Origin of the sequence: Fischerella major NIES-592 (assembly GCF_001904645.1) — a bacterium.
GTDB classification, from domain to species: domain Bacteria; phylum Cyanobacteriota; class Cyanobacteriia; order Cyanobacteriales; family Nostocaceae; genus Fischerella; species Fischerella thermalis.
In genome coordinates, this window is the sequence record NZ_MRCA01000001.1 from 407,088 (window position 1) to 429,773 (window position 22,686).

17 protein-coding genes and 1 pseudogene are annotated in these 22,686 nt (G+C 38.7%); 12 read left to right on the forward strand and 6 right to left on the reverse strand.

Annotated elements, in window-relative coordinates; all coding sequences use genetic code 11:
- Nucleotides 1–20: 20 nt before the first annotated feature.
- The 3 genes from NIES592_RS01745 to NIES592_RS01755 all read right to left on the reverse strand — a co-directional run bounded on the left by NIES592_RS01745 (nt 21) and on the right by NIES592_RS01755 (nt 2,899).
- The gene (locus NIES592_RS01745) at nt 21–1,295 is read right to left on the reverse strand and encodes a serine/threonine protein kinase (protein ID WP_178379459.1); all 1,275 of its coding nucleotides are present in this window, start codon (nt 1,293–1,295) and stop codon (nt 21–23) included.
- 350 nt (nt 1,296–1,645) lie between these two features.
- Nucleotides 1,646–1,930, reverse strand: a complete 285-nt coding sequence (locus NIES592_RS01750; RefSeq protein ID WP_073554744.1) for a hypothetical protein — start codon at nt 1,928–1,930, stop codon at nt 1,646–1,648.
- Nucleotides 1,931–2,158: 228 nt separating this feature from the next.
- Nucleotides 2,159–2,899 (reverse strand): Ycf66 family protein, encoded by a 741-nt coding sequence (locus NIES592_RS01755; RefSeq protein WP_016864744.1) that lies wholly within the window; start codon nt 2,897–2,899, stop codon nt 2,159–2,161.
- 286 nt (nt 2,900–3,185) lie between these two features.
- On the opposite strand from NIES592_RS01755, the gene gndA reads away from it, so the two are divergent.
- From gndA to NIES592_RS01810, 11 genes and pseudogenes are all read left to right on the forward strand, one after another.
- On the forward strand, nt 3,186–4,616 hold the full coding sequence (gene gndA / locus NIES592_RS01760; RefSeq protein ID WP_016864745.1) for an NADP-dependent phosphogluconate dehydrogenase: 1,431 nt from the start codon (nt 3,186–3,188) through the stop codon (nt 4,614–4,616).
- 766 nt (nt 4,617–5,382) lie between these two features.
- The gene (locus tag NIES592_RS01770; protein WP_062249184.1) at nt 5,383–6,537 is read left to right on the forward strand and encodes a SpoIID/LytB domain-containing protein; all 1,155 of its coding nucleotides are present in this window, start codon (nt 5,383–5,385) and stop codon (nt 6,535–6,537) included.
- 526 nt (nt 6,538–7,063) lie between these two features.
- Nucleotides 7,064–7,909, forward strand: a complete 846-nt coding sequence (locus tag NIES592_RS01775; protein WP_073554745.1) for an ABC transporter permease — start codon at nt 7,064–7,066, stop codon at nt 7,907–7,909.
- Nucleotides 7,910–8,008: 99 nt separating this feature from the next.
- The gene (locus NIES592_RS01780) at nt 8,009–9,331 is read left to right on the forward strand and encodes an ABC transporter ATP-binding protein (protein WP_073554746.1); all 1,323 of its coding nucleotides are present in this window, start codon (nt 8,009–8,011) and stop codon (nt 9,329–9,331) included.
- Between the two features lie 6 nt (nt 9,332–9,337).
- Nucleotides 9,338–10,759, forward strand: coding sequence for a methyltransferase domain-containing protein (locus tag NIES592_RS01785; protein WP_062249179.1), 1,422 nt, complete (start codon nt 9,338–9,340; stop codon nt 10,757–10,759).
- A 32-nt stretch (nt 10,760–10,791) separates the two neighbouring features.
- Entirely contained in the window at nt 10,792–11,883 is a 1,092-nt protein-coding gene (locus tag NIES592_RS01790; RefSeq protein WP_073554747.1) for a glycosyltransferase family 4 protein, read from the forward strand.
- Nucleotides 11,880–13,073 (forward strand): glycosyltransferase family 4 protein, encoded by a 1,194-nt coding sequence (locus NIES592_RS01795; protein ID WP_073554748.1) that lies wholly within the window; start codon nt 11,880–11,882, stop codon nt 13,071–13,073. Before NIES592_RS01790 ends, NIES592_RS01795 begins: the two co-directional genes overlap by 4 nt.
- A 22-nt stretch (nt 13,074–13,095) precedes the next feature.
- Nucleotides 13,096–13,176 (forward strand): annotated as a pseudogene (locus NIES592_RS26360) (GDP-mannose 4,6-dehydratase); the annotation flags it as partial.
- A 162-nt stretch (nt 13,177–13,338) separates the two neighbouring features.
- Nucleotides 13,339–14,304 (forward strand): GDP-mannose 4,6-dehydratase, encoded by a 966-nt coding sequence (locus tag NIES592_RS01800; protein ID WP_073554749.1) that lies wholly within the window; start codon nt 13,339–13,341, stop codon nt 14,302–14,304.
- Nucleotides 14,305–14,419: 115 nt separating this feature from the next.
- Complete coding sequence (locus NIES592_RS01805; RefSeq protein ID WP_073554750.1) at nt 14,420–15,727, forward strand: glycosyltransferase; 1,308 nt, start codon at nt 14,420–14,422, stop codon at nt 15,725–15,727.
- A gap of 18 nt (nt 15,728–15,745) precedes the next feature.
- A complete protein-coding gene (locus NIES592_RS01810) occupies nt 15,746–17,524 on the forward strand; it encodes a glycosyltransferase family 2 protein (protein WP_073554751.1) in 1,779 nt (592 codons plus the stop codon).
- A 440-nt stretch (nt 17,525–17,964) separates the two neighbouring features.
- On the opposite strand, the gene NIES592_RS01815 is transcribed toward NIES592_RS01810, so the two are convergent.
- Together NIES592_RS01815 and yidD are read right to left on the reverse strand one after the other, a co-directional pair.
- Nucleotides 17,965–20,157, reverse strand: coding sequence for a lytic transglycosylase domain-containing protein (locus tag NIES592_RS01815; RefSeq protein ID WP_073554752.1), 2,193 nt, complete (start codon nt 20,155–20,157; stop codon nt 17,965–17,967).
- 917 nt (nt 20,158–21,074) lie between these two features.
- Nucleotides 21,075–21,296, reverse strand: a complete 222-nt coding sequence (gene yidD / locus NIES592_RS01820) for a membrane protein insertion efficiency factor YidD (protein ID WP_073554753.1) — start codon at nt 21,294–21,296, stop codon at nt 21,075–21,077.
- 58 nt (nt 21,297–21,354) lie between these two features.
- On the opposite strand from yidD, the gene NIES592_RS01825 reads away from it, so the two are divergent.
- Nucleotides 21,355–22,065, forward strand: coding sequence for a diacylglycerol/polyprenol kinase family protein (locus NIES592_RS01825; protein WP_084552198.1), 711 nt, complete (start codon nt 21,355–21,357; stop codon nt 22,063–22,065).
- Between the two features lie 39 nt (nt 22,066–22,104).
- On the opposite strand, the gene NIES592_RS01830 is transcribed toward NIES592_RS01825, so the two are convergent.
- Nucleotides 22,105–22,506 carry a hypothetical protein gene (locus NIES592_RS01830; protein WP_143168324.1) on the reverse strand — a complete coding sequence of 134 codons (402 nt, stop codon included), beginning with the start codon at nt 22,504–22,506 and terminating at the stop codon, nt 22,105–22,107.
- Nucleotides 22,507–22,686 lie beyond the last annotated feature (180 nt).

The window sequence follows — 22,686 nt, forward strand, 5'->3', positions numbered from 1 at the left end:
TAATAATTTTGATTCTGATTTTAAATTTGCTTGTAATTCTTGCTGTGGTTGAACTTGAGATTTTTTTGTTTTACTTGTAATTGTGTTGCGATCGCTGCATTTTTAGCAACTACAGTAGCAGATGGTTTAATGTCTCTAGTTTGTTGAGATTTTTGACTAACAATGGAAACTTTTGAGGGAGTTAAAACAGAGGGTTTGTTATTGGGAACTGAGTTTTTAGTGCTGATTGGATTAATAAGTGTTGTGACAGCAGCAATTAATCCTACTCCTGAGCCAAGAAAGATTTTCCAAGTTTTTCGGCGTGTCTGGTTAGGATGAGAAAAAACTGTAGTGGCAAAAGATAACCCTGATTTTGGCAATGTTTGCAGTAATGTTTTTCGTGAGCATATATCTGTTTGGTTGATATCTTGCTCAATTTTTTCTAGCCATTGCCAAATTACCTGCGTATTTTCAGGGCGTTGACTGGCAACTGGAGCCATTAAACAATCGATTAAATCTGCAAATAGTGGCGAAATCTGCAATGCATGAGGACACCAGTCCAGTTGATTAGTTAAAGGATTGTAGATAGCTAAATCTTGGGGTTCTTTACCTGTGAGTAGAAAAACAAAAGTGCGTCCGAGAGCGAAAAAATCAGATTGCTGCACTGAGTAACCATTTTGTTGCTCTGGGGGAGAATAGCCTTTAGAAACAATTCTGGTATGACAAACGCCTTCTAAGATAGTTGTAGTAACTTGCCGTACTGCTCCAAAATCGATTAAAACCAGCTGTCCATTGGATCGGAGCATAATATTTTGAGGTTTAATATCTCTGTGAAAATACTGCTGGTTATGTATCACAGATAGAATATTAACTAATTGTTTGAGCCAATCAAAAGCTTGAGTTTGAGAAATAGGCTGACAATGACGAGATTTCATCCATTTTTCTAAATCAACCCCCTCTATTTTTTCCATTACCAGACAATGCAAGGGTACAGAGCTATTGTTTGGTAGGACTGTAAAATAACCGTCAGGATCTACTTTAGGAATACCAGCACATTGCAACTGGCTCAAAACCTGTGCTTCCTGCTGAAAAAGCTCAATTGCTTTTGAGTTATCATCTGTGAGAACTTTTAAAACTTTGCGTGTACCGCGATCATCTACTGCAAAAGTAGTGCCAAAACCACCTTTGCCTAGTTTTTCAACAACTGTATAACGACCTTGCAGGAGTATTTCTGATCCACAGTTGTGACAAGTTGAATTATTTACATTTTCAGGAGCAAGAGGATTTGGACAACGGGGGTTAATACAGTAGGGCATTGTAAAAATAATATTTGCCTGTGTTGGTGATTGCGATCGCTCATCAGTCTATTCGACTGCGTTTAATTTTACATTATGCGTATTTTCACTGGACAGCACTGCCAAAATCAGTAAGTATAGAACTCAAGAAAGGTTTCTAAAGGTGTATCTATTTGAAATCGTTTGGATAAATTAAAACCTTCTAACTGCCAATTTAAATAGCTTCTAAATATTAATCGCGTATTACAGCTAGTAATCAGTTCTACAACACTATCACCCTCGAATGTTAATCCTTTCGGGATTGTAACCTTGCGAAAATTGATTGAGTTACGTCTTAGTTCCCTCTCTGCTTCCACCACTGTCAGACCATTCTAAATAATCCAAGGGTCAAGAGGAATTAATCCTGCATCGGGTAAACAAGGTTCGTAGGTGTAGATATGAGTCTGCCAACCAATTTCAGCTAAAACCTGATTTTTAAAGAAAAACGCAATATTTCCGTAAACCCACATTAACTCATCTGGATTAGATAGATTATATTGATACTCAGCCGTTGCTATTCCAAGCAACAGACGAACTTTCTCAGAGTTCATTCCTAAAACCACAGAACCAAATGAACCATTAATAAACAAATTTTTCAGAGAAACTGGTTGAGACACTGCCTTTACTGGTGTTGATTAGCCAACTCTTACATCGCTAATAAGTTTGCCGTGCCAACTAACTGCTTTATAGAGAAAAACTTTACTCTTCCCAACCCATTTCAACAAAGTCCATGCTCGAAATTACCTCTATGAGATTTTGCCACTGATAAGAGACAGAAAACTGAAAAGCCTATGTTATTGACTTCTGACCCTCTATCTCCAGCTTTCTGTCTGTTTGTACCCTCTTTAACTAGGGCGATCGCTCGGTGGTGTTTGTTCGGGTGGTGCTTCGGCTGGTGGGGCGAGTTCGGCATCCGGTGCAATTTCTTCTACAGGAATTTGTTCTAATTTTTCTGCCACTTCCTCGGCTTGAGCAGCAGCTTCTTGGGCAGCTTCTACCAAGTCAGGTGATGGCGGGTGAGGGGGAATTGCCTCCGGTACACTCTCTGTTTTAGCTTCAGTATCAACAGGTGTAGGTATATCTGCTGACGGTGTTGCTTCTACTGTAGTAGTATGATGATCGGTAATCTCAACAGCGGGTTCTTCTGTAGGTTGAGGGGTTTCTGGTGTCTTTGTACTGACACTTTGTTGGACGCGATTCTTGGCACCAGAGAAAATTCCACCCAGTCTGCTTTGTATCTGTCCTAAACGTTCTGGCAACGATAATTTAGTCACCTGTTCCTGAATCGTATTTTGCACTGCTTCCGTACTGGGTACAGGGGTTTGTTGTGCAGAAGGGGCTAACTGACGACGCAATGAAAGGGTTTGCCAACCAAACCAAACCAAAAGCGCCACACTGGCAATATGACCTAGTAACAGACCCCCGGTAATGCGTGGCGCAAACACCCATAACATTAATGCGTAAAACAGTCCTATACCGCTCCAGATAAAATCATTTTTACGATGAATTTCTGGGAAAAAGAAAGCCGCTAAATAAATGGCTATACTACCAAGACCTACTGTTAGTGCTAGGACATGTGCCAGCATTTCGTGTTTCTCCTTAACTACGTCATGGGACTGGTGATTGTTGGTAATTGGTGATTGATAGTTGGTTATTGGTGGTTGGTAGTTCCAAACAACAAACAACAAACAACTAACCACTAACTAATTTTGCAAGATAATTGTTGATTTCGATACAAATTGAAATTACTTATCTGTGTAGTTTGTGCATTTATACTCTGTCGCTGAACTTTTAATGTCTTCTTTAGGAAAGAAGCGAAAATCTCGGACTACCCTTAAAGATAAAAGATCACGAAGAGTTAGCCAAAAATTTATGACCCTACAAAGCTTTGGTGTGATTGGCTTGGCCGTCATGGGGGAAAATATCGCGCTCAACGTAGAGCGTAATGGCTTCCCAATTGCTGTTTACAATCGCTCACGCGAAAAAACCGACAAGTTCATGGCAGAACGTGCCCAGGGCAGAAACGTCAAAGCTGCTTTTACCCTGGAAGAGTTTGTCGCTTCTCTGGAACGTCCCAGAAAAATCTTAATCATGGTACAAGCTGGTAAACCTGTAGATGCAGTAATTGCCCAGCTCAAACCTTTGCTTGATGAAGGCGACATCATTATCGACGGCGGTAACTCTTGGTTTGAAGATACAGACAGACGCACCCAAGAACTAGAACCCGCTGGCTTCCGATATATCGGTATGGGTGTAAGTGGTGGTGAAGAAGGGGCGCTCAATGGCCCTTCTTTAATGCCAGGAGGCACTGAAAGCTCTTATCAGTATCTGTCCCCTATCTTCAATAAAATTGCCGCCCAAGTAGATGATGGCCCTTGTGTTACCTATATTGGCCCTGGTGGTTCTGGTCACTACGTGAAAATGGTACACAACGGCATTGAGTATGGCGATATGCAGTTGATTGCTGAAGCTTACGATTTGCTGAAAAATGCTGGGGGATTGGATCACAATCAGCTACACGAAGTTTTTGCCGAATGGAACACCACCGATGAACTCAATTCATTTTTGATTGAGATCACCGCTAATATCTTCCCCTACATCGACCCAGATACAAATTTACCTTTGGTCGAATTAATTGTGGACTCGGCTGGACAAAAAGGTACTGGACGCTGGACAGTGCAGACAGCATTGGAATTGGGGGTTTCCATACCTACAATCACAGCAGCAGTAAACGCTCGCATTATTTCTTCCTACAAACAAGAACGGGTAGCTGCATCTAAGGTACTTACAGGTCCTTCTGGTAAGTACAATGGGCAAACCAAGGACTTCATCAACATGGTGCGTGATGCCTTATATTGCTCAAAAATCTGTTCTTATGCTCAAGGGATGGCACTACTATCCAAAGCTTCACAAACATACAACTGGAATTTGAAGCTGAGTGAATTAGCACGAATTTGGAAAGGTGGCTGTATTATTCGCGCAGGATTTTTGAACAAGATTAAGAAGGCTTTTAACGAAGATCCAGCATTACCTAACCTGCTGTTAGCGCCAGAATTTAAGCAAACAATTCTCGATAGACAGGCAGCTTGGCGGGAAGTCTTAGCAACTGCTGCGAAATTGGGAATTCCCGTACCTGCATTTAGTGCATCTTTGGATTACTTTGATAGCTATCGTCGCGATCGCTTGCCCCAAAACCTCACTCAAGCTCAACGCGACTACTTCGGCGCGCATACTTACGAACGCATCGACAAACCAGGTACTTTCCACACCGAATGGGTTCCTATTACTGAAAAGTCCCATTAAATCTTCATCTAGTTTTAAGCTGGGAAGCTAGGAGTGGCCCAAGTTTCAGGGCCACTTTTTTAAGTAAGTGGTCAATTGTCTATTGTCATTGGTCATTTGTCATTTGTTAGGGGATTAATTTAGCAGCAAACTCACAATCTATCTGTGTGCATCTGTGTGCATCGGTGGTCGATTTTTCATTCCCTCATTTGTGGGTAAAAAACCCGTGGTTTAAATCGAGATGATATCCTTTTTAATTAGCTTACCTGTGCTATCAAAGTTGAGTATAAGTGCATATTCACCAAGATAGTAGTTATCGCAAATGTCTTTACCGTAGCAATATGAGTTTAATAAAGGGGACTAAATACCTACCACAAAAAGCAAAAAGAGTACTCAATTTTGTTTAGTCAACCAGAATATGCTCACCTACAAGTAGTACATTTACGATCACCACAAGCTCCACAAGATTGGTTATTTAGTTTATGAGGTCTTGTTGAAATCAGAAAGCTTAGGCAGAATAAGTTAAAAACACAGACTCATCGGTAATTCGGTTCCCCGTTGATATGACAAAATCAAGCCAAAGAAAAAATCTTAGCTGATCAGTGATGTGTCATCCAGAAGTAATGAAAACGTAAATATTGGCAGCAACAGATTTGCTGGTGACGCTAAAATAAGCGATCGCCACACAAGCTTTGCCATCAAATATCCCTATCATATGGAGATTCAAATCCTATATCCGGGAAACTACTGTCAAAATGAGCGTCTGATAAATATAAACTGTAACTCAATGATCAGCGGCATGAAATTCCAACTGTTCTTAGCCTCTTTGTTTTCCCAAATCAAAGCACGTCATTGGTGGTTCGGTGTACTTTTATGGATTGCATTGTGTCTACCAGCCCAAGCGTCTGTGATCCTGCGGGTAGCAATTGAACAGGATGCCAAGCAGGTTAAAGTTGGCAGTTCTACAACTGCGATTGTCAAAGATGGTAGTGGGCGTACTCTGGGACAACTACCAGCAATGAATGCGTACTATGCCCAAACAGTCCCTGGTGGAGTAGCCCTAGATAAATGGCAATCTGGTTTGTTTTGGATTGAGCCAACAGGTAAGGGATTTGTTTATATAGGCGATCGCTGGTATCGGGGAAGAACTCTAGTAGTCCCCACAAACAAAGGTGTCACTGCTGTTAACTGGGTAGATTTAGAAGAATACCTCTACAGTGTTTTGGGTGGGGAAATGGATAGTCGCTGGCCCCTAGAAGCCCTCAAAGCCCAAGCGATCGCAGCTCGTACCTACGCCCTTTATGAACGAGGAAGACAGCGCAATAATCCCATTTACGATTTGGGTGATAGCCCTGATCGTTGGCAGATTTATAAAGGTGTGATTAGCGAATCTCGTAATACTTATGCCGCTGTTGACGCTACCGCCGGGCAAGTCCTCACGTATAACAACCAAATTATTCTCTCAGTTTTTCATGCTTGCTCTGGTGGACATACTGAAAATGTCGAAGATGTTTGGTTAAGCAAAGAACCCTACCTGCGTGCTGTTCCTGACTTTGACCAAAATATCCGCGAATGCTATTGGATGAGAACTTTTTCCCCTACGGAAATTAGTAGTAAATTTCCAGAAATAGGTAATCCCAAGCAGATAATTATTGAACAGCGATCGCCTTTTAACAGTGTGAAAGCTTTAAAAATTGTCGGTGACAAAGGCGAAAAGCTGCTGCGAGGCGAAGAAGTACGTACAGCCTTAAAGCTAAAGAGTACCCGCTTTAATGTCTCCAATGGTAATGATGGCTTCACATTCCAAGGACTAGGTTTTGGTCATGGTATTGGCATGAGTCAATGGGGCGCTTACAATCTAGCTTTGCAGGGAGCCAGCCATCTGCAAATATTAGGGCATTACTACAAAGGTGTAGCCCTGACGCCGATTAAGGTGAAGTAGAGGGGAGTGTATAGCGTGCAAGCGGTGAGCCAGTGCGCAGAATAGGGGTTCCCTCCCCCAACCCTCAATCCCCACGGGGGGCGGTGAGTCCCCCGTTGTAGCACTTGGCGTCACCTGGCGTACACGCGTAGAAGCAACAGCGGCTTCCACAGGTAGCGGGTTCAAGGGAGAGTAGCCGGACTCAGCAACAAGCACAACAAGCAACAGCTAGGGCAAATGAGGCAGAATTACTTTTACAACACTTTTACAACAGGAAAAAGAGCGATCGCAGCGTTTAGCTGAGCAGTTGCGTTATTTGGGAATTGAACCAGATAATTTAACTTATCCTGACAAAACCGAATACTAGAAATTAACAGAGCAAATTCAATAACCATTTGTGGTAAAATCACCTAAATATTTTTGCTGCTATTTGGGAGTGGCAACTGTTTTCAATGAAATAACAAAGGAACTTTCATAACGAATCGGCTTCAAAACAAGCAATTAGGTGTGTAGAAAGTGAGCGAGGAAGCAAAAATTGTTGCAAACCATGCGAGGAGTTGTCCGAAAAGCAGGAAAGCTGAAAAAGTGGCTACCAATCAATGAATTGTGGTGGGCGAAATTTGATTTATTAAGAGCGCTGGTACGGCGTGATTTAGAAGCTCGCTACAAAGGTTCCATCTTGGGTAATTTGTGGGCCCTATTGAATCAGCTATCGCAGTTACTGATTTACACTTATGTATTTTCGGTCGTTTTAAAGGTAAAACTCAGTCTTAAAGGCGTTCCAGAAAACAATTTTACCTTTGGTTTGTGGTTATTTGCAGGTTTACTACCTTGGATTGCTTTTAGCAGTGGATTAATTCAGGCTGCAAATTCAGTAGTAGCACAACCTAATTTAGTAAAAAAAGTAGTGTTTCCTCTGGCTTTATTACCCCTAGTACCAACTTTATCAACGTTCATTGAAAGTTCCTTTGGATTGATGGCGTTGATTTTTTTTGTAGCTGTATCTACCCACACTTTACATTCAACTTTAGCCCTATTGCCATTCATTTGGTTAACACAATTGTTGTTGACAGCAGGATTAGGTTATCTTATGGCGGGATTAACTGTGTTTTTGCGAGATATTCCCCAAACTTTGGGAGTAATTCTCAATATTTGGTTATATTTAACACCAATTCTTTATCCTGCGAAAGCAATTCCAGAAGAATGGCGGAATTTGGTGTTTTGGTTAAATCCTATGACAGCTATTGCTGAAGTTTATCGTGATTTAGTTTTAGTAGGAGAAGTAAAGCACTGGGGTGAGTGGGGAGTAACTACTGTAATATCTGCAATTGTATTTTGTATAGGTTTTTCAGTTTATAAACGATTACGCCCAGCGTTTGCTGATGTTTTGTAAATAACTGTGTGCAATTAACTCAAACAGAAACCTTTTACTGTTTGATGACATTAATGTGTAGAATTTAGCACAGTTACTTTTGAAAGCGTGTGTAGTGATATGGGTGAGGAGATTGCAATTTCACTAAAAAATATCTCTAAGTGCTACAAGCGCTATGCTCGTCCTGTGGATAAGCTTAAAGAAATCTTATTACGTGGTCAGAATCATGCTCAAGAGTTCTGGGCTTTACAGGATATCAACTTGGAAATTCCCAAAGGTGAAACTGTAGGAATTATTGGTCAAAACGGTTCTGGTAAAAGTACGCTACTACAAATTATTGCTGGAACACTAACACCTACTACAGGTGAGGTGTGGGTAAATGGGCGAGTTTCAGCGTTATTAGAACTGGGTAGTGGTTTTAATCCAGAGTTTACAGGACGACAAAATGTTTTTTTTAACGGGCAAATTTTAGGTCTGAGTAAAGAGCAAATAGAAGCTAAGTTTGATGATATTGCTGCTTTCGCTGAAATAGGTGATTTTATAGAACATCCAGTTAAAACCTATTCTAGTGGGATGGTGGTGAGATTGGCATTTGCAGTGATTGCCAATACAGAACCGAGTATTTTAATAGTTGATGAAGCTTTAGCTGTAGGCGATGCGAAATTTCAAGCTCGTTGCATGAAGCGAATTCGAGAAATGAAAGAACAGGGAGTAACTATCCTGTTTGTTTCTCACGACTCTTCCAGTGTCAAGATGTTGTGTAAAACTGCTGTGTTAATGAATTATGGCAGAGTTTTAGAAATTGGTAAACCCAAAGAAGTCGTAAATCATTATATTGCTTTATTAAGTAGCGATCAACCAGAAGATAATAGAAAAAAACCAGAAAATGAAAGCTTGAGCGAGGAAATTCAATCAATTGAGAGTAATGATTTTGTAGTAGGAAATCATCAAAAAAAAGCTTTGCACAGGCATGGAAACAAACTAGCTACTATCAATAGTATTAAACTAACTGATTTAGATAAAAAAGAGATAAGTAAGGTAGAAAGTGGTTCAACTTTTCAAGTTCTCATTTCTTTAGAAGCCAAAGCAGAACTTTCAGATTTAGTTGTAGGCATATCCTTGAGAAACCTGATGGGGTTGGTAATGTATGGAACCAATACTTTCCTCAAGGGCTGTAATTTACCAAAACTCAAGGCTGGTGAGCATTTACAAGTGTGTTTTCAAATTCCATGCTACTTGAATAAAGGCGTTTATACATTTACAGTAGGAGTGCATTCAGAAGAAGGTATTAGTTATGACTGGATTGATGAATTAGTTGTTTTTGAGGTTACTAATAGTATTTTCTGCGATGGTGTAGTAGATTTAAATTCCACCATCAAAATTGGTGGAGAAAAATACTATGCGATCGCTCAATCCGAAGAAAAAAATCAAGAATTTAATTAAATAGTTATGTTTGAAGCAAATAATCCTGAAATTGATGTTGATAAATTGATGCAGAAGATCCGGGAGGAAGTAGCAAACCTGAAGAAGGAATCTAAGATCCAGTTAGTTTCAACTCCTAAGCCATTTTCCTCCTTAAGCATAAAGACAAATAGTTATACATCTGCAATGAATGCCAATCTTAACTATATGGAGGGTTTGCTCAAAAATGCAGAGTCTAGAGCAGTTTCCCGTACAAAATGGCCTGATAATTTAAATCGATTTCCCTTTAATTTCAGCAAAGGAATACAAAAATTAGCACTGAAAATACTAAATTTTATATTTAAAGACCAAAGAGAAGTAAACTTCAATGTTATCAAGGCTTTAAAAGAGTCTGTAGCACTGAATCGACAGTTAATTGGACAAATAGAAACTTTGCGATCGCAACTCGATCAAGAATCTCACCATTTAGCTGCAATAGATACTCGCATTCAAGAACTGTGTGAACGATTTGGTACTGTAGATAGTAGTATCCAAGGAATTGATTTTACCTTTAATAACATTGATACTTGCATTAATAATCGGTTAACTCTTATTCAAGAGCGATTGGATACTGTAGATAATCAAGTAAAAGGGATAGACGAGCGTGTAGACACCGTAGATAATCGAGTGAAAGGGATAGACAAACGTGTAGACACTGTAGATGAGTTATTAAATACAAAAAAAGTACATAACTTACCAGAATTTTTAGAAGTTACTGAAGAATCCTACATAAATTTGGCAATTGCGTTGTCAAAAATCCCAACTGAAGAACATTACAAACACGACAAAAAAGACTTATTCTACTATCTTTTTGAAAATGTCTTTTATCAGTCGGATATTGTCAAAGAAAAACAAAAATTTTATCTAAATTTTATTAATAAAGATCTTAGTGTTAGTTATCCTTTCTTGGATGCGGGATGTGGTAGAGGAGAGTTTCTGCAAAACCTCACTGAGAGTAATATAAAATGCGTAGGAATTGATTTGAATCAATTAGAAATAGAGACACTCAAAAAATGTGGATTTAATGTACATAACGCAGAAATACTAAATTTTCTTGAAAATACAAGCGAAAGATATTGTGGAATATCTGCGCTGCAAGTAGCCGAACACTTGAGCATTGAAGACATTCATCGATTTTTAATTCTTGCATTTGAAAAACTCGTAACTGATGGGGTAATTATCATTGAGACAGTCAATCCTCACAGCTTATATGCCTTATCAAACTTTTACCAAGACTCTACTCATGTTAAGCCTCTACCTCCAGAAATGTTGAAGTTTTTATTAGAGTGGCATGGATTTAAAGCAGTAAAAATTATTTATTCTTCTTTGATACCAGAATCAGCGCGAATTTTTCCAGAACAAAGAATGAATTATCAAGATTATGCTGTAGTAGGATACAAAAAACTGTAAAGCACTATAGTTGGATTGTTAGGATAAAAATTGTGATTAATATTGGTATTTTAACCCCTTGCATTATCAATGGTGATGCTGTCAGCAATGATGTCATAGGGATGCATAATGTTCTTACAAAACAAGGTTACAATGTCAAGTTATTTGCAGAAGCATGGAGTATTGCATCACCATCAGTACACCATTTACAAGAGGTAAAATCTTTCCTCAGAAAAAAGCATGACATATTAATTTATCATTTTTCGGTGGGTTGGGATGTAGGTCTTAATCTACTGAGAGAGTTAAATTGTAAAAAAATCATCAAATATCATAACGTTACACCACCAGAGTTTTATGAAGATGTCAATCAAGATTACACATCTGTTTGCAGGTCAGGAAGAAAACAATTACAGTCTGTAGCGGCTTTACATGATGTAAATCTTTATTTGTCTGATTCTGAATATAATGCAAATGAATTACATTCACTAGGGGTACAAAAAGAAAAAAGTTTCGTAATTCCTCCATTCCATCATATTGACGATTTGCAGTATATTAATGCAGATATCACTACTTTAGATAAATACACAGATAAGATTACTAATATTTTAATGGTTGGTCGCATTGCTCCGAATAAAGGGCATGCGGCACTGATAGATGCTTTTTATATTTACCACACTAATTACAACAAAGATAGTCGCCTTTTAATTGTTGGTAAGGAAGATGAACGCCTACAAATTTATAACTATTTTATTCATCAAAAAGTTCAAGATTTAGGCTTACAAGAATCAGTAGTATTTACTGGTGGAGTTTCTGCTGAAGCTCTCAAAGCCTACTATCTTGTCTCTCATATTTTTATGACTACAAGCGAACATGAAGGCTTTTGTGTGCCACTAGTTGAAGCGATGGCAATGAAGATACCAATTGTAGCTTATGGTTCAACTGCTATTCCTTACACTCTAGGAAAAGCAGGCCTAGTATGGGACAAGCCAGATCCCTATCTATTGGCTGGCTCAGTAGACTGTATAGCCAGAGATGAATTCGTTAGTGCTAGTCTTGGTGAAATGGGATGGCGGCGCTACAAAGAAATTTTTACGAATGAACAAATTGAGACTAAATTTATACAGGTAATCAAGAGTCTAAAATGAACCGAATTGCAATCGTTGTTCAGCGATGCCATGAAAGCATTGTGGGAGGATCGGAGGCTTTAGCATGGCAGTATGCTAATTTACTGAGCGATAATTTTCAAGTAGATATACTTACTACAACTGCATTAGAATATACGACTTGGGCAAACGTCTTAACTCCTGGTTGTGAAACAAAGCAAGGCATAAACATTCATCGTTTTCCAGTTACTATCGGTCGTAGTGAATATTGGCATAATTTACATACACGACTTTTACGAGAGTTTCACTACCCGAAATATCTTGATACAGAAAATAGTAAACGCATATCTTGGAGTATTGCACTTCAAGAAGAATTCATTCGTTTTCAAGGCCCATACTCAGAACCCTTACTTTCTTTTTTGAGAGCGCATTATAACGAATATCAATGTATTATATTTGCGACTTATCTTTATCCAACATCGTACTTTGGAATAGCTGAAATTCCCTTTTCTAAAGTTTTGCTAGCGCCGACACTCCATGATGAACCTCCAGCTTACTTGACAGCTTATAAGTACATGTATAAAAGAGTTCCTTCTTTTATCTGGTTGACTAACGCTGAAAAAGCCTTGGGAGAAAAATTATGGGGAGAACTACCAGGTAAAGTTGTTTCTATGGGTGTTGACACATTACTTCGTAGTCCTTTGCAAGCTGAATATCCATATTTACTGTACTGCGGTCGTATTGATCAGAATAAGGGATGTAATGACCTGGTCAATTTTTTCATTCAGTTCAAGAACAGCTATCCATCTAACTTGCGTTTAATATTGACTGGAAAGAATGAGATGGAAATTCCCTCTCATCCAGATATTGATTTTCGAGGATTTGTTACACCAGAAGAAAAATTTCAATTAATGGCTGGAGCTTCTATTTTTGTTATGCCTTCACCTTATGAAAGTTTTAGCATAGTCACTTTAGAAGCAATGGCTCAACGCACACCAGTTTTAGTAAATGGTGCTTGTGAAGTTTTGGTTGAACACGTTACTCGTAGTGGTGGTGGAAAAATTTATCGAGATTACGAAAGCTTTTCTAAAGCAATACAAGAGATGATAGCCAATCAGGATAAGTTAGCTGAAATGGGTGATACAGGTAGGCAATACGTCGTAACAAATTTTGCTTTTAGCAGTGTCAAAAAGAATCTTCTGGAAATGATTGAGAAATATAGTGTAATCTAGCAAAAATAATCAAGTTATGACCGTGACCAAAATAGCCCTAATAGCTGGATTAACTAGAAAAGATGGTTCTTATCTCGCCGAACTCCTTTTAGAAAAAGACTACTAGCTTGATTTAATGATAAAAACGCAAGCCCTCTAAAAATTTCTGTAGAGGTTATTTATTGCTAGTTAAGGAAACAATACCCCTAATGCGTCTCCCAGGCTTGAGCTTTATTATAATCGGGGTCATATTAGTAGTCTGGCAAAAATAAAATAAGTTACAGCCGTGACCAAAAAAGCCCTAATTACCGGATTAACTGGACAAGATGGTTCTTATCTCGCCGAACTCCTTTTAGATAAAGGCTACCAAGTATTCGGCTTAGTCCGCCGTTCTAGCACGAGTAACCTAGAACGCATTAGTCATTTGTCTAACCAGATCCAAATTGTATCTGGTGACTTGTTAGATCAGTCTTCGTTGATGGATGTAGTGACTGAGTGTCAACCAGATGAGATATATAACCTTGCATCCCAAAGTTATGTTCCCTTGTCTTGGACACAACCAGCACTGACTGCCGAATACACTGCTTTGGGGGTGTCGCGCCTGCTAGAAGCGATTCGGCGCTGTAAACCTGATGCTAAATTTTACCAAGCTTCCAGTAGCGAAGTTTTTGGACAACCGGATGAATCACCCCAAACCGAACGTACTGCTTTTCGTCCACGCAATCCTTATGGTGTTGCTAAGGCTTATGCGCATTGGATGACGGTGAACTATCGTCAAAAGTACAATCTTTTTGGTTGCTGTGGTATCACCTATACCCATGAATCTCCCCGTCGCGGTACAGAGTTTGTATTTCGCAAGGTTACTCATACTGCGGCTATGATTAAACTGGGTTTAGCCCAAGAGTTAAAACTTGGTAATTTAGATGCACGCCGTGACTGGTGCTACGCCAAAGATGCAGTACATGCAATGTGGTTAATGTTACAGCAAAGTAGAGCAGATGACTACATTATTGCTAGTGGTGAAACTCATTCGGTGCGAGAACTAGTAGAATGCGCCTTTAACTATTTAGATTTGAACTGGGAAGATTATGTATCTGTTGATCCTGCATTCTACCGTCCAGATGAACCAGTACAATTAGTAGGTTGTATTTACAAGATTAAAGCAGAATTAGGTTGGAAGCCCCAGTATTCCTTTGAACAAATGGTGCAGCTAATGGTTGATCATGATTTGAAAGAATTAAGTAACAGGTAATAGTTTTATAAATTGAATTTTGTCTTGCAGCTACTGTTTTAATGTATCAGTTTGCTGCTTTATCATCTATGCTATGTATTTATCTGTGTGTATCTGTGGATAATAGGAGAAAAATATGGACTTAAAACCTGGAATTGCCAACAATAGCACTAGCCATGATTTTGGTGTAAATATTTCAGGTTATGTTAACAGTGAATTTGGACTTGGTGAAGGAGTTAGAGGAACTATTAGAGCTGTTGAGGCGGTTGGAATTCCTTTTGTGATTAATAATTGTACTTTTAACACCATGCATAGGAAGATGGATTCTTCCTACACAGATTTTTCTGATAAAAATCCTTATCCCATAAATATTATTCAGGTAAATGTGGATATGATTAATACTTTTATCAGTTCCGCTAGTCCTGAATATTTCAAGAACAAGTATAACGTTGGCTTTTGGGCATGGGAATTACCAGAATTTCCTAAAGAATGGTTGTCGGCGTTTAATCTTTTTGATGAAATATGGACTCCTAGCGCTTATTGTGTTGATGCGATCGCACCTGTATCTCCTATCCCAGTATTGAAGGTTATGCATAGCATCTCGCTTCCTGAACCTGCAATCACTAAACAATCATTAGGCTTACCAGACAATAAATTTATTTTTCTATTTATATTTGATTTTTGTAGTGTTTTTGAACGTAAAAATCCTGCGGCAGTTATTGAAGCATTCAAACAAGCTTTTGGTAAAGATAATGAAAATGTTTTACTAGTACTTAAATTTTCTAATGCCAATTACTTTCGCGAAAAATCCCAAAAGCTCCTAAATTTAGTTGAAGATTTTAGCAATATTAAATTAATTGATAATTATTTACTTAAAGAAGAACTTAATGCTCTAATTTACCATTGTGATTGTTATATATCTTTACATCGTGCAGAAGGTTTTGGCTTAACAATGGCAGAGGCTATGTATTATGGGAAACCAGTGATAGCAACTGCTTATTCAGCCAATCTTGATTTTATGAATATCAATAATAGCTTTCTAGTCAAATACTCTTTAGTGGCGATCGCAGAAGATTATGGCCCTTACAAAAAAGGCAATATCTGGGCAGAACCAAATATTGATCATGCTGCATATTTAATGCAGTATGTATTTAATAATTATGAAGACGCTAAACAAATTGGTAAAAAAGCATCTGAGCATATTAAGTCTGTGTTAAGTCCAAAAGTAATTGGACAAAAGATCAAAAATAGATTAGCTCATGTAATGCAGAGGCGTCAGTATTCCTCAAATATTGATAATCTTTATACAGAACTGCAATATCAAACTGTAGAAATTCAGAGATTGCAAAACTTAGTTGCAGATATGGAAACGAGTAAGTTTTGGCATTTGCGTAATCAGTGGTTGAAATTGAAAAAAATATATTCTTTGCGAAGTACTAATTAATGTATAACACAAATATTTATGAGTTATAAATTTCAAAAAATACAACGTATCTGGAGAAGAAGGGGAATACTAGGAGTTTTAAAATTTTTTTATCAAAACGCTGCCTCTCACATCAAAAATAAAATATCTTATCAACAATGGTTAGAAAAAAATACTCTTAGTCAACAAGAGATTCTAACTGCTCGTCAGCAAATAGCTCAATGGCAAATCCAACCTAAATTTTCTATCATTATGCCTGTTTATAATGTAGAAGCAAAATGGTTAACACAGGCCATTGAATCAGTTCGCAATCAAATATATAGTAATTGGGAGCTTTGTATTGCTGATGATGCTTCTACCGAATCTCATATTTATGATATATTAACTCATTATAGTCAACTTGATTCACGAATTAAAGTTGTATTCCGTACAGAAAATGGACATATTTCAGCAGCTAGTAATTCCGCTTTAGAACTGGCTACAGGAGACTACATTGCACTTTTAGATCATGATGATGAATTAGCAATTAACGCTTTATTTGAAAATGCTCAGTTAATTAACCGATATCCAGAAGCAGATTTTATTTATAGTGATGAAGATAAAATAGATAACAAAGGAAAACGATTTTCTCCCTACTTTAAGCCTGACTGGTCACCAGAATATTTTTATTCTTGCATGTATACCTGCCATTTAGGTGTTTATCGTACTAGTATTGTGCGTGAAATTGGTGGTTTTCGTAGTGAATATAATGGCTCACAAGATTATGATTTGGTATTAAGATTCATAGAAAAAACAAAAAATATCTTTCATATCCCCAAAATTCTCTATCATTGGCGCAGTATACCTGCTTCTGCTGCTTCTGGCTCACAAGCAAAGCCGTGGGCATATACTGCTGGTAGAAAAGCTTTAGAATCAATGCTAGAGCGTAGCATATATCCAGGACATGTCGAAGAAACACCGAATCCAGGGATTTACAGAGTTAGACGCGATATTATCGGCAATCCTTTAGTTAGTATTATTATTCCCAGTGCAGGTACAACTGTTAATACTGCTTCTGGTTCCTTGTGTCTTTTAGAAAATTGCATTCGTAGTGTTCAACAGATGAGTACCTATCGCAACTTTGAAATTATTGTCGTCGATGGGTATGACATCCCAGATGCAACTTTAGAGAAAATACTTGCTATGGATGTGAAATTAGTGCGTTGTGCTGAACCTTTTAACTTCTCAATGCGAATTAATCGAGGTGCAGCCAAAGCCAAGGGAGAATTTTTACTGTTGTTGAATGATGATACAGAAGTAATTTCCCCTGAATGGCTCGAATCAATGTTAGAACTTGCACAACAAAAAGAAATCGGTGCAGTGGGAGCAAAACTTTTATTTCCTGATGGCAGATTACAGCATGTAGGGGTAATGATTCTTGAAGGTAATCCCTGTCATGCTTTCTACGGGTTTGATAATGAACAATCTGGTTATTTTTGTTCAAATATTGTGAATAGAAACTACCTCGCTGTGACTGCTGCTTGTTTAATGATGCGTCAAGAGGTTTTTCAATTATTAGGTGGGCTTGATGAAGCTTTTCCCCTCAACTACAACGATGTGGATTTATGTTTAAAAGCGCATCAATCTGGATATCGTAATGTAGTTACGCCTTATGCTCAACTGATTCATTATGAATCTGCTAGTAGGCAAAAAGGTTTAAAACCGGGTGAATGGTATCAATTAAATCATAAGTGGAAAGATTATTTTGAGAAATTGGGTACAGATCCTTACTACAATCCCAATCTGTCTTTCAAAGCTCCTAATTTTGAATTGTTCTGAAGAGAATATCTCAAAGCAAATAGTTATATCATGTTCGCTTGAATACTTATACTGTCGCTTAGGCTGCTAATTGGTGGCATTGCTGAATCAAGATATGAATTTACAATTCACGGATATGTAGAGACGTAGCATTGCTACGTTTCTACAAAAATGTATACAAACATAATTCATGACCAGATTCAGCAACGCCTAATTGATAATAGGTAACCCGAACTCAGGTTAAGCAATTAGCCGAACTTGATATTATCGACCTTGGTGTCTTAGTGTCTTAGTGGTTAAATGAAATTTATTTTTTCACCACAAAGACACCAAGACACAAAGAAAACTTATTGTTTAGGATTGCACCACCAAAGGGCTAGTTAGTAGAGTGATACCAAGAAAACAAGACAGAAAGATTGCTTCTTTGTCTCCCATGTCCTCCTTGTCTCCCATTTCTTCCCTCACTGCTGTGGCAATTGTGGGTGCTTGGCTGAGTATTGCCTTACTAATCGGGAAATTTCGGGATTATAAAGTCGTAAATAATTCCAGTAATTGCCAAAGACTTGACGCACATAATTTTTGGTCTCGTCAAAGGGTATTAGTTCTACAAATTCATCTGGATCTTGTGTTGGTATAGTTTGCAACCACTTAGCAACGTTACCAGGCCCAGCATTGTAACTAGCGATCGCCAACAACGAATTATTACCATATTGCTGATGGGTATGATCTAAATACCAAGTACCCAGCATGATATTATCGTTGGGGTCTTCGAGGTTAATTTTTTTACTATCCTCTTTAATTTGGGGAGCAATCCATTTAGCTGTATCTGGTAATACTTGCATTAAGCCAGTTGCATTAGCAACGGATTTAATTTTTGGCTGAAACCGTGACTCTTGACGAATCAATGCTGTTACCAGTAAAGGATTTAGCTGACGTTGCCCTGACCAATATTCTATTTCTTTAAGATAAGGAAAGGGATAACGAGCTTGCCAGTAGATAATCTGTTTGCTTAAAGCTTCATACTCAGCTTTTTCTTCTGGTTTTTCTCTGTCTTCCAATTTAGAGATTTTGTCAATTCCCAGTAAATTTTCCCCTTGGGTAAGCAGCATCAAACCCTCAGTAAATTGTTCTGCTACCGTAGGTTGGGCTTTGTTGTGAAATTCCGCTTGCCACTGCAACCAAGCATCACGGTCTTGACCAAGCAGATACAATTCTTTGAAGGTTTCAGAACCGGCTGTAGGTACAGGACGCACAAGGGGAACTATTTCTGGTGTCAACTGACGGACGTTGTTGAAGTTGCCGACATTCAGCCCCAAAGTTACTGCTGAGCGCCATGCATAGTAAGATTGGGGAAAGTTACTAAGTACGTATTCGTAAGCCTGTTTGGCTTCCTGCATTTTCCCTAAATTTGTTGCCCATTTCCCGACCCAAAAACCTGCTCTCGGAGCCAAAATGCTGTTAGGGTTAGTGGTAGGAATGGGTTCTGCCCATTGCCATGCAGCTTGGTAATCTTTGGCTTTAGCTTTTTCTAATGCCATTTTCCAACGGTATTCTGCTGCTTCCTCAGTATTCCCATACTTGCTAATCAGTAATTGCAGTGCTGCATTTGCTCCGTTGGTGTTATTTTGAGCTTGCAAAACTTTGACTTTGGCTAACAGTGCTTCTCCTGCAAGATCAGGAAATTTACTGATGACTTGGTCAAGATAAGGCAGAGCATTTTGACGTGGTTTGCTCATTTCTGCCAACCTCAGTAAGGCAGTACCTGTTTCCTGGGCTTCTGGGAAAGTACTAAGTAGTTGTTTATAAGTGGCGATCGCTTGCTCTCGTTTACCATCTATCTGCAATCCCCGGGCGACGCGATAGAGGTTACGAGGCGTCTTGTTTGATTTCGCGTAGGCATTTGCTGCTTTAGCAAATTGATTATTTTCCCAGTAGGCATTAGCAACAATTTCCCACTCTTGTGGCTTTAAACTAGTATTTTTACTTAAAGCATCTAAGACGGGAATGATTCCTGGTTGGTCATAGGCATGTTTTGCCAAAATTAATTGTAATTGTGGCTGATTAGGATTTTCTACCAAGCGCTTACGAATAATATCCCACGTCAGGGGATGGGAAGGAAAAGAGGCGATCGCTTTTTGGTGATACTCAGGTAGTGCTATTAGATAGAGGGCTTTAACACTGGCTGGATGTTCCGGGTAGTTTTTGACCACTGTCTGCCTATTATCGGAGGCTTTGCCCGGTTCTCCCAAGATGTCATATGCTTGGGCTTTTTTCAGCAAAATGTAGGGCGCCAGTCGCGGATAATCCTTCTCCAGCCCTTCCAGCAAATTTAACGCCTCTTTGGCTTCCTTGCGTTCAATCAAATCACTCGCCAGCAAATAACGAGCGCGGTTTTGATCTTGTGATGGAAACCCTTTGGCTAATTCTTCCAGTTTTGCTGCTCTTTGGGCAGGAGATTGCATTACCAAAGAGAAAACAGCTGATTCCGCTTTGTTGGCTTCTGTCAGTTGTTCTGGCTGATTGTTAAATTGTTTGAGCCATTGCCCCAGATATTTTCCCATCTGAGGGGCTGAAACCATTGCCCCAGCCAGGAAGGCACATATTCCTGCACCCACAATGATAGATATTTGTTTTTTCTGTAGCTTCTTCAGCATTGAGACCCGCTGAAAATTTGACATGAATTTCTTGCCACTTTAACATTACTAATACTGTAGAGAACTATTTTTGCCTTTCAATTTTTGATTGATGATGAAAAATTTGGCAGTTAATAGCTATTGCTATATTTATACTTTTGTTAAGAAAAGTTAGCAACAGATATTATATTTAGCATCATTCAATAGGTATATTTTCATGTTCCAACAGAAGTATATTTGCAGTAGAAGTAAACATGACTACATACACTTCTTTTGGAATTGATACTTGCTATTCGTCTTCACCCAAATGAATCACCCTAGTAGGTGAAACTTTATGGTTTTCCCCCCTATAGTACTGGCTAAAAACTGACTTTAACCATAAGCGATCGCATTTTCTGTAGTCCTGACTGAACTTTCCTATCTAATTTGTGAAAATTGCAAAACCCAGATCCCCAACTTTTAAGAAAAGTCGGGGAGCTTGTCTCTCACGAATAATTTAGAAATGTTATATCTAATAATATTTTTTGTAAAAACTAAAATTAGATCTTTTCCTTAATACTAAAAGACTATATGCAGGACTGACATTCTATGATTTTGAAAAAACTCGGCAAACTTAATGATTTCCCACTTCCCCTCTTCATCATTAAGTTCATAAATCAAACTGAATTCCTATATGAGAAATCCTGTGAGTTACTTTGAGATACTCACAGGCGACTCCTAAGTGAGGGTGTTAATGTGTAATACCAAATATCAGGAATATTGTATAGTTATCGACAAAAAAATTAATACATTTGGTAATTGGCAAATTGTCAAGGGTTCATAGTTAGTGGTTAGTGGTTAGTAGGTTACTACTCCTCACACTCCCCACACCCCTCACACCCCCTACTCTCTTCCTAATGCGTCAATTTTGAATTGTTTTCTCCTCACCTCCCCACCTCCTACTCTTCCACCTCTGGTACAGGATCATAACCACCTGGATGAAATGGATGACAACGTAGAATGCGTCGAACTGCTAACCAAGAACCGCGTAATGCTCCAAATCTTTCTATGGCTTGGATGGAATACATAGAACAGGTAGGCTGAAAGCGACAGGTAGGAAGAAATAACGGTGAAATAAACATTCGGTAGAACCGAATCAGCCAGATTAATAATAGTTTCATCAGAATCACATTTTTCTAATAAATTGGTAACAAAGGTCAAAATTTTTTATTTAAATCTTTGCTGTTGTTAAGTTTGTTTTCTGGTTTAGAGTCAATTCCTCTTTTAGGACTGCAACTCGCTAGCGTTGCAGCTTGGTTATCCCTCGTGATGTTAACTGCATGGGGGGTTAGTCGTTTTGCTCAAGCAGACTCAGAAATTGTGCGGAAGATAGTACATATAGGAACTGGTAATGTAATTTTGCTAGCTTGGTGGCTGCACATTCCAGCGATCGCAGGTATTACAGCCTCAATTTTAGCGAGTGCTGTTACTTTATTGTCCTATAGTTTTCCTATTCTCCCTGGTATTAATAGCGTGGGAAGGCTGAGCTTTGGGACTTTCTTTTATTCTATGAGTATTGGTGTTTTGGTAGCTTGGTTTTGGTATCTGCAACAACCCCATTATGCAGCATTAGGAATTTTAATTATGTCTTGGGGTGATGGACTAGCTGCCCTGGTAGGACAGCGATTTGGTAAACATAAATATTACCTTTTCGGAGGACAAAAAAGCTGGGAAGGTTCTTTGACAATGGCTATTGTCAGTTTTCTGATTTGCAGTTTGATTTTGATGAGTGTACAAGGCAACTCTTGGCAAGTTTGGGCTATATCTGTGGTAGTGGCTTTAGCAGCTACTGGGTTAGAAACTATTTCTTTTGTCGGTATTGACAATTTGACAGTTCCATTAGGTAGTGCTGCCCTGGCTTTTGTGTTAACTAAGTTTATAAGTGGTTGATTGCTGTCTGGTAAGCAATTATCAATTGCCCATTACCAATTACCTATGATAGTAGTATCTACGGTAGTAATAGTTTTGTTGCGGAAAATTGACGCCGTGACGATAGATTCTGCGGTAGCGTACTCTCGGATGATAGTTATAAACTCTTTGATAATGAGGTCTATAGTGATACCGTCTGTAGTAACGATGCCTATTATTATTATAGCGGCGTCTATGATGAAGATTTTGTCTGTAGTGGCGCGTTCTTCTGTAGCGATAGTGTCTGTGTCGTTGGCTAATTTTGTAATCTTGGTTGTGTCTCGTTTGTTCTGGTTCTGTTGACTCGATTTCTTGCTGTGAAATGATGGGTACTTGGGTAGAGGACAAGGTGTGTGCTGCGGCAACTTCTAATCCCAAGCTAATAGGCAATACTAAAGTACTGACTACAAATTTCCAAAACATTATTTTACACTCCTAATAGTTTGTTTTTTACTAAACCTTTCTCAATCCTTGATTTACTCCTCACCTATCAGGTTGGAAGGTTTATTGTTTATGCTTGGTGGTTCACGCAGTTCTTGCTTACTGCCAAATAATGGCTTGTTTGAGATTCCGTCCTGTTCTCAAGACCGAGCTTTTGGTCCA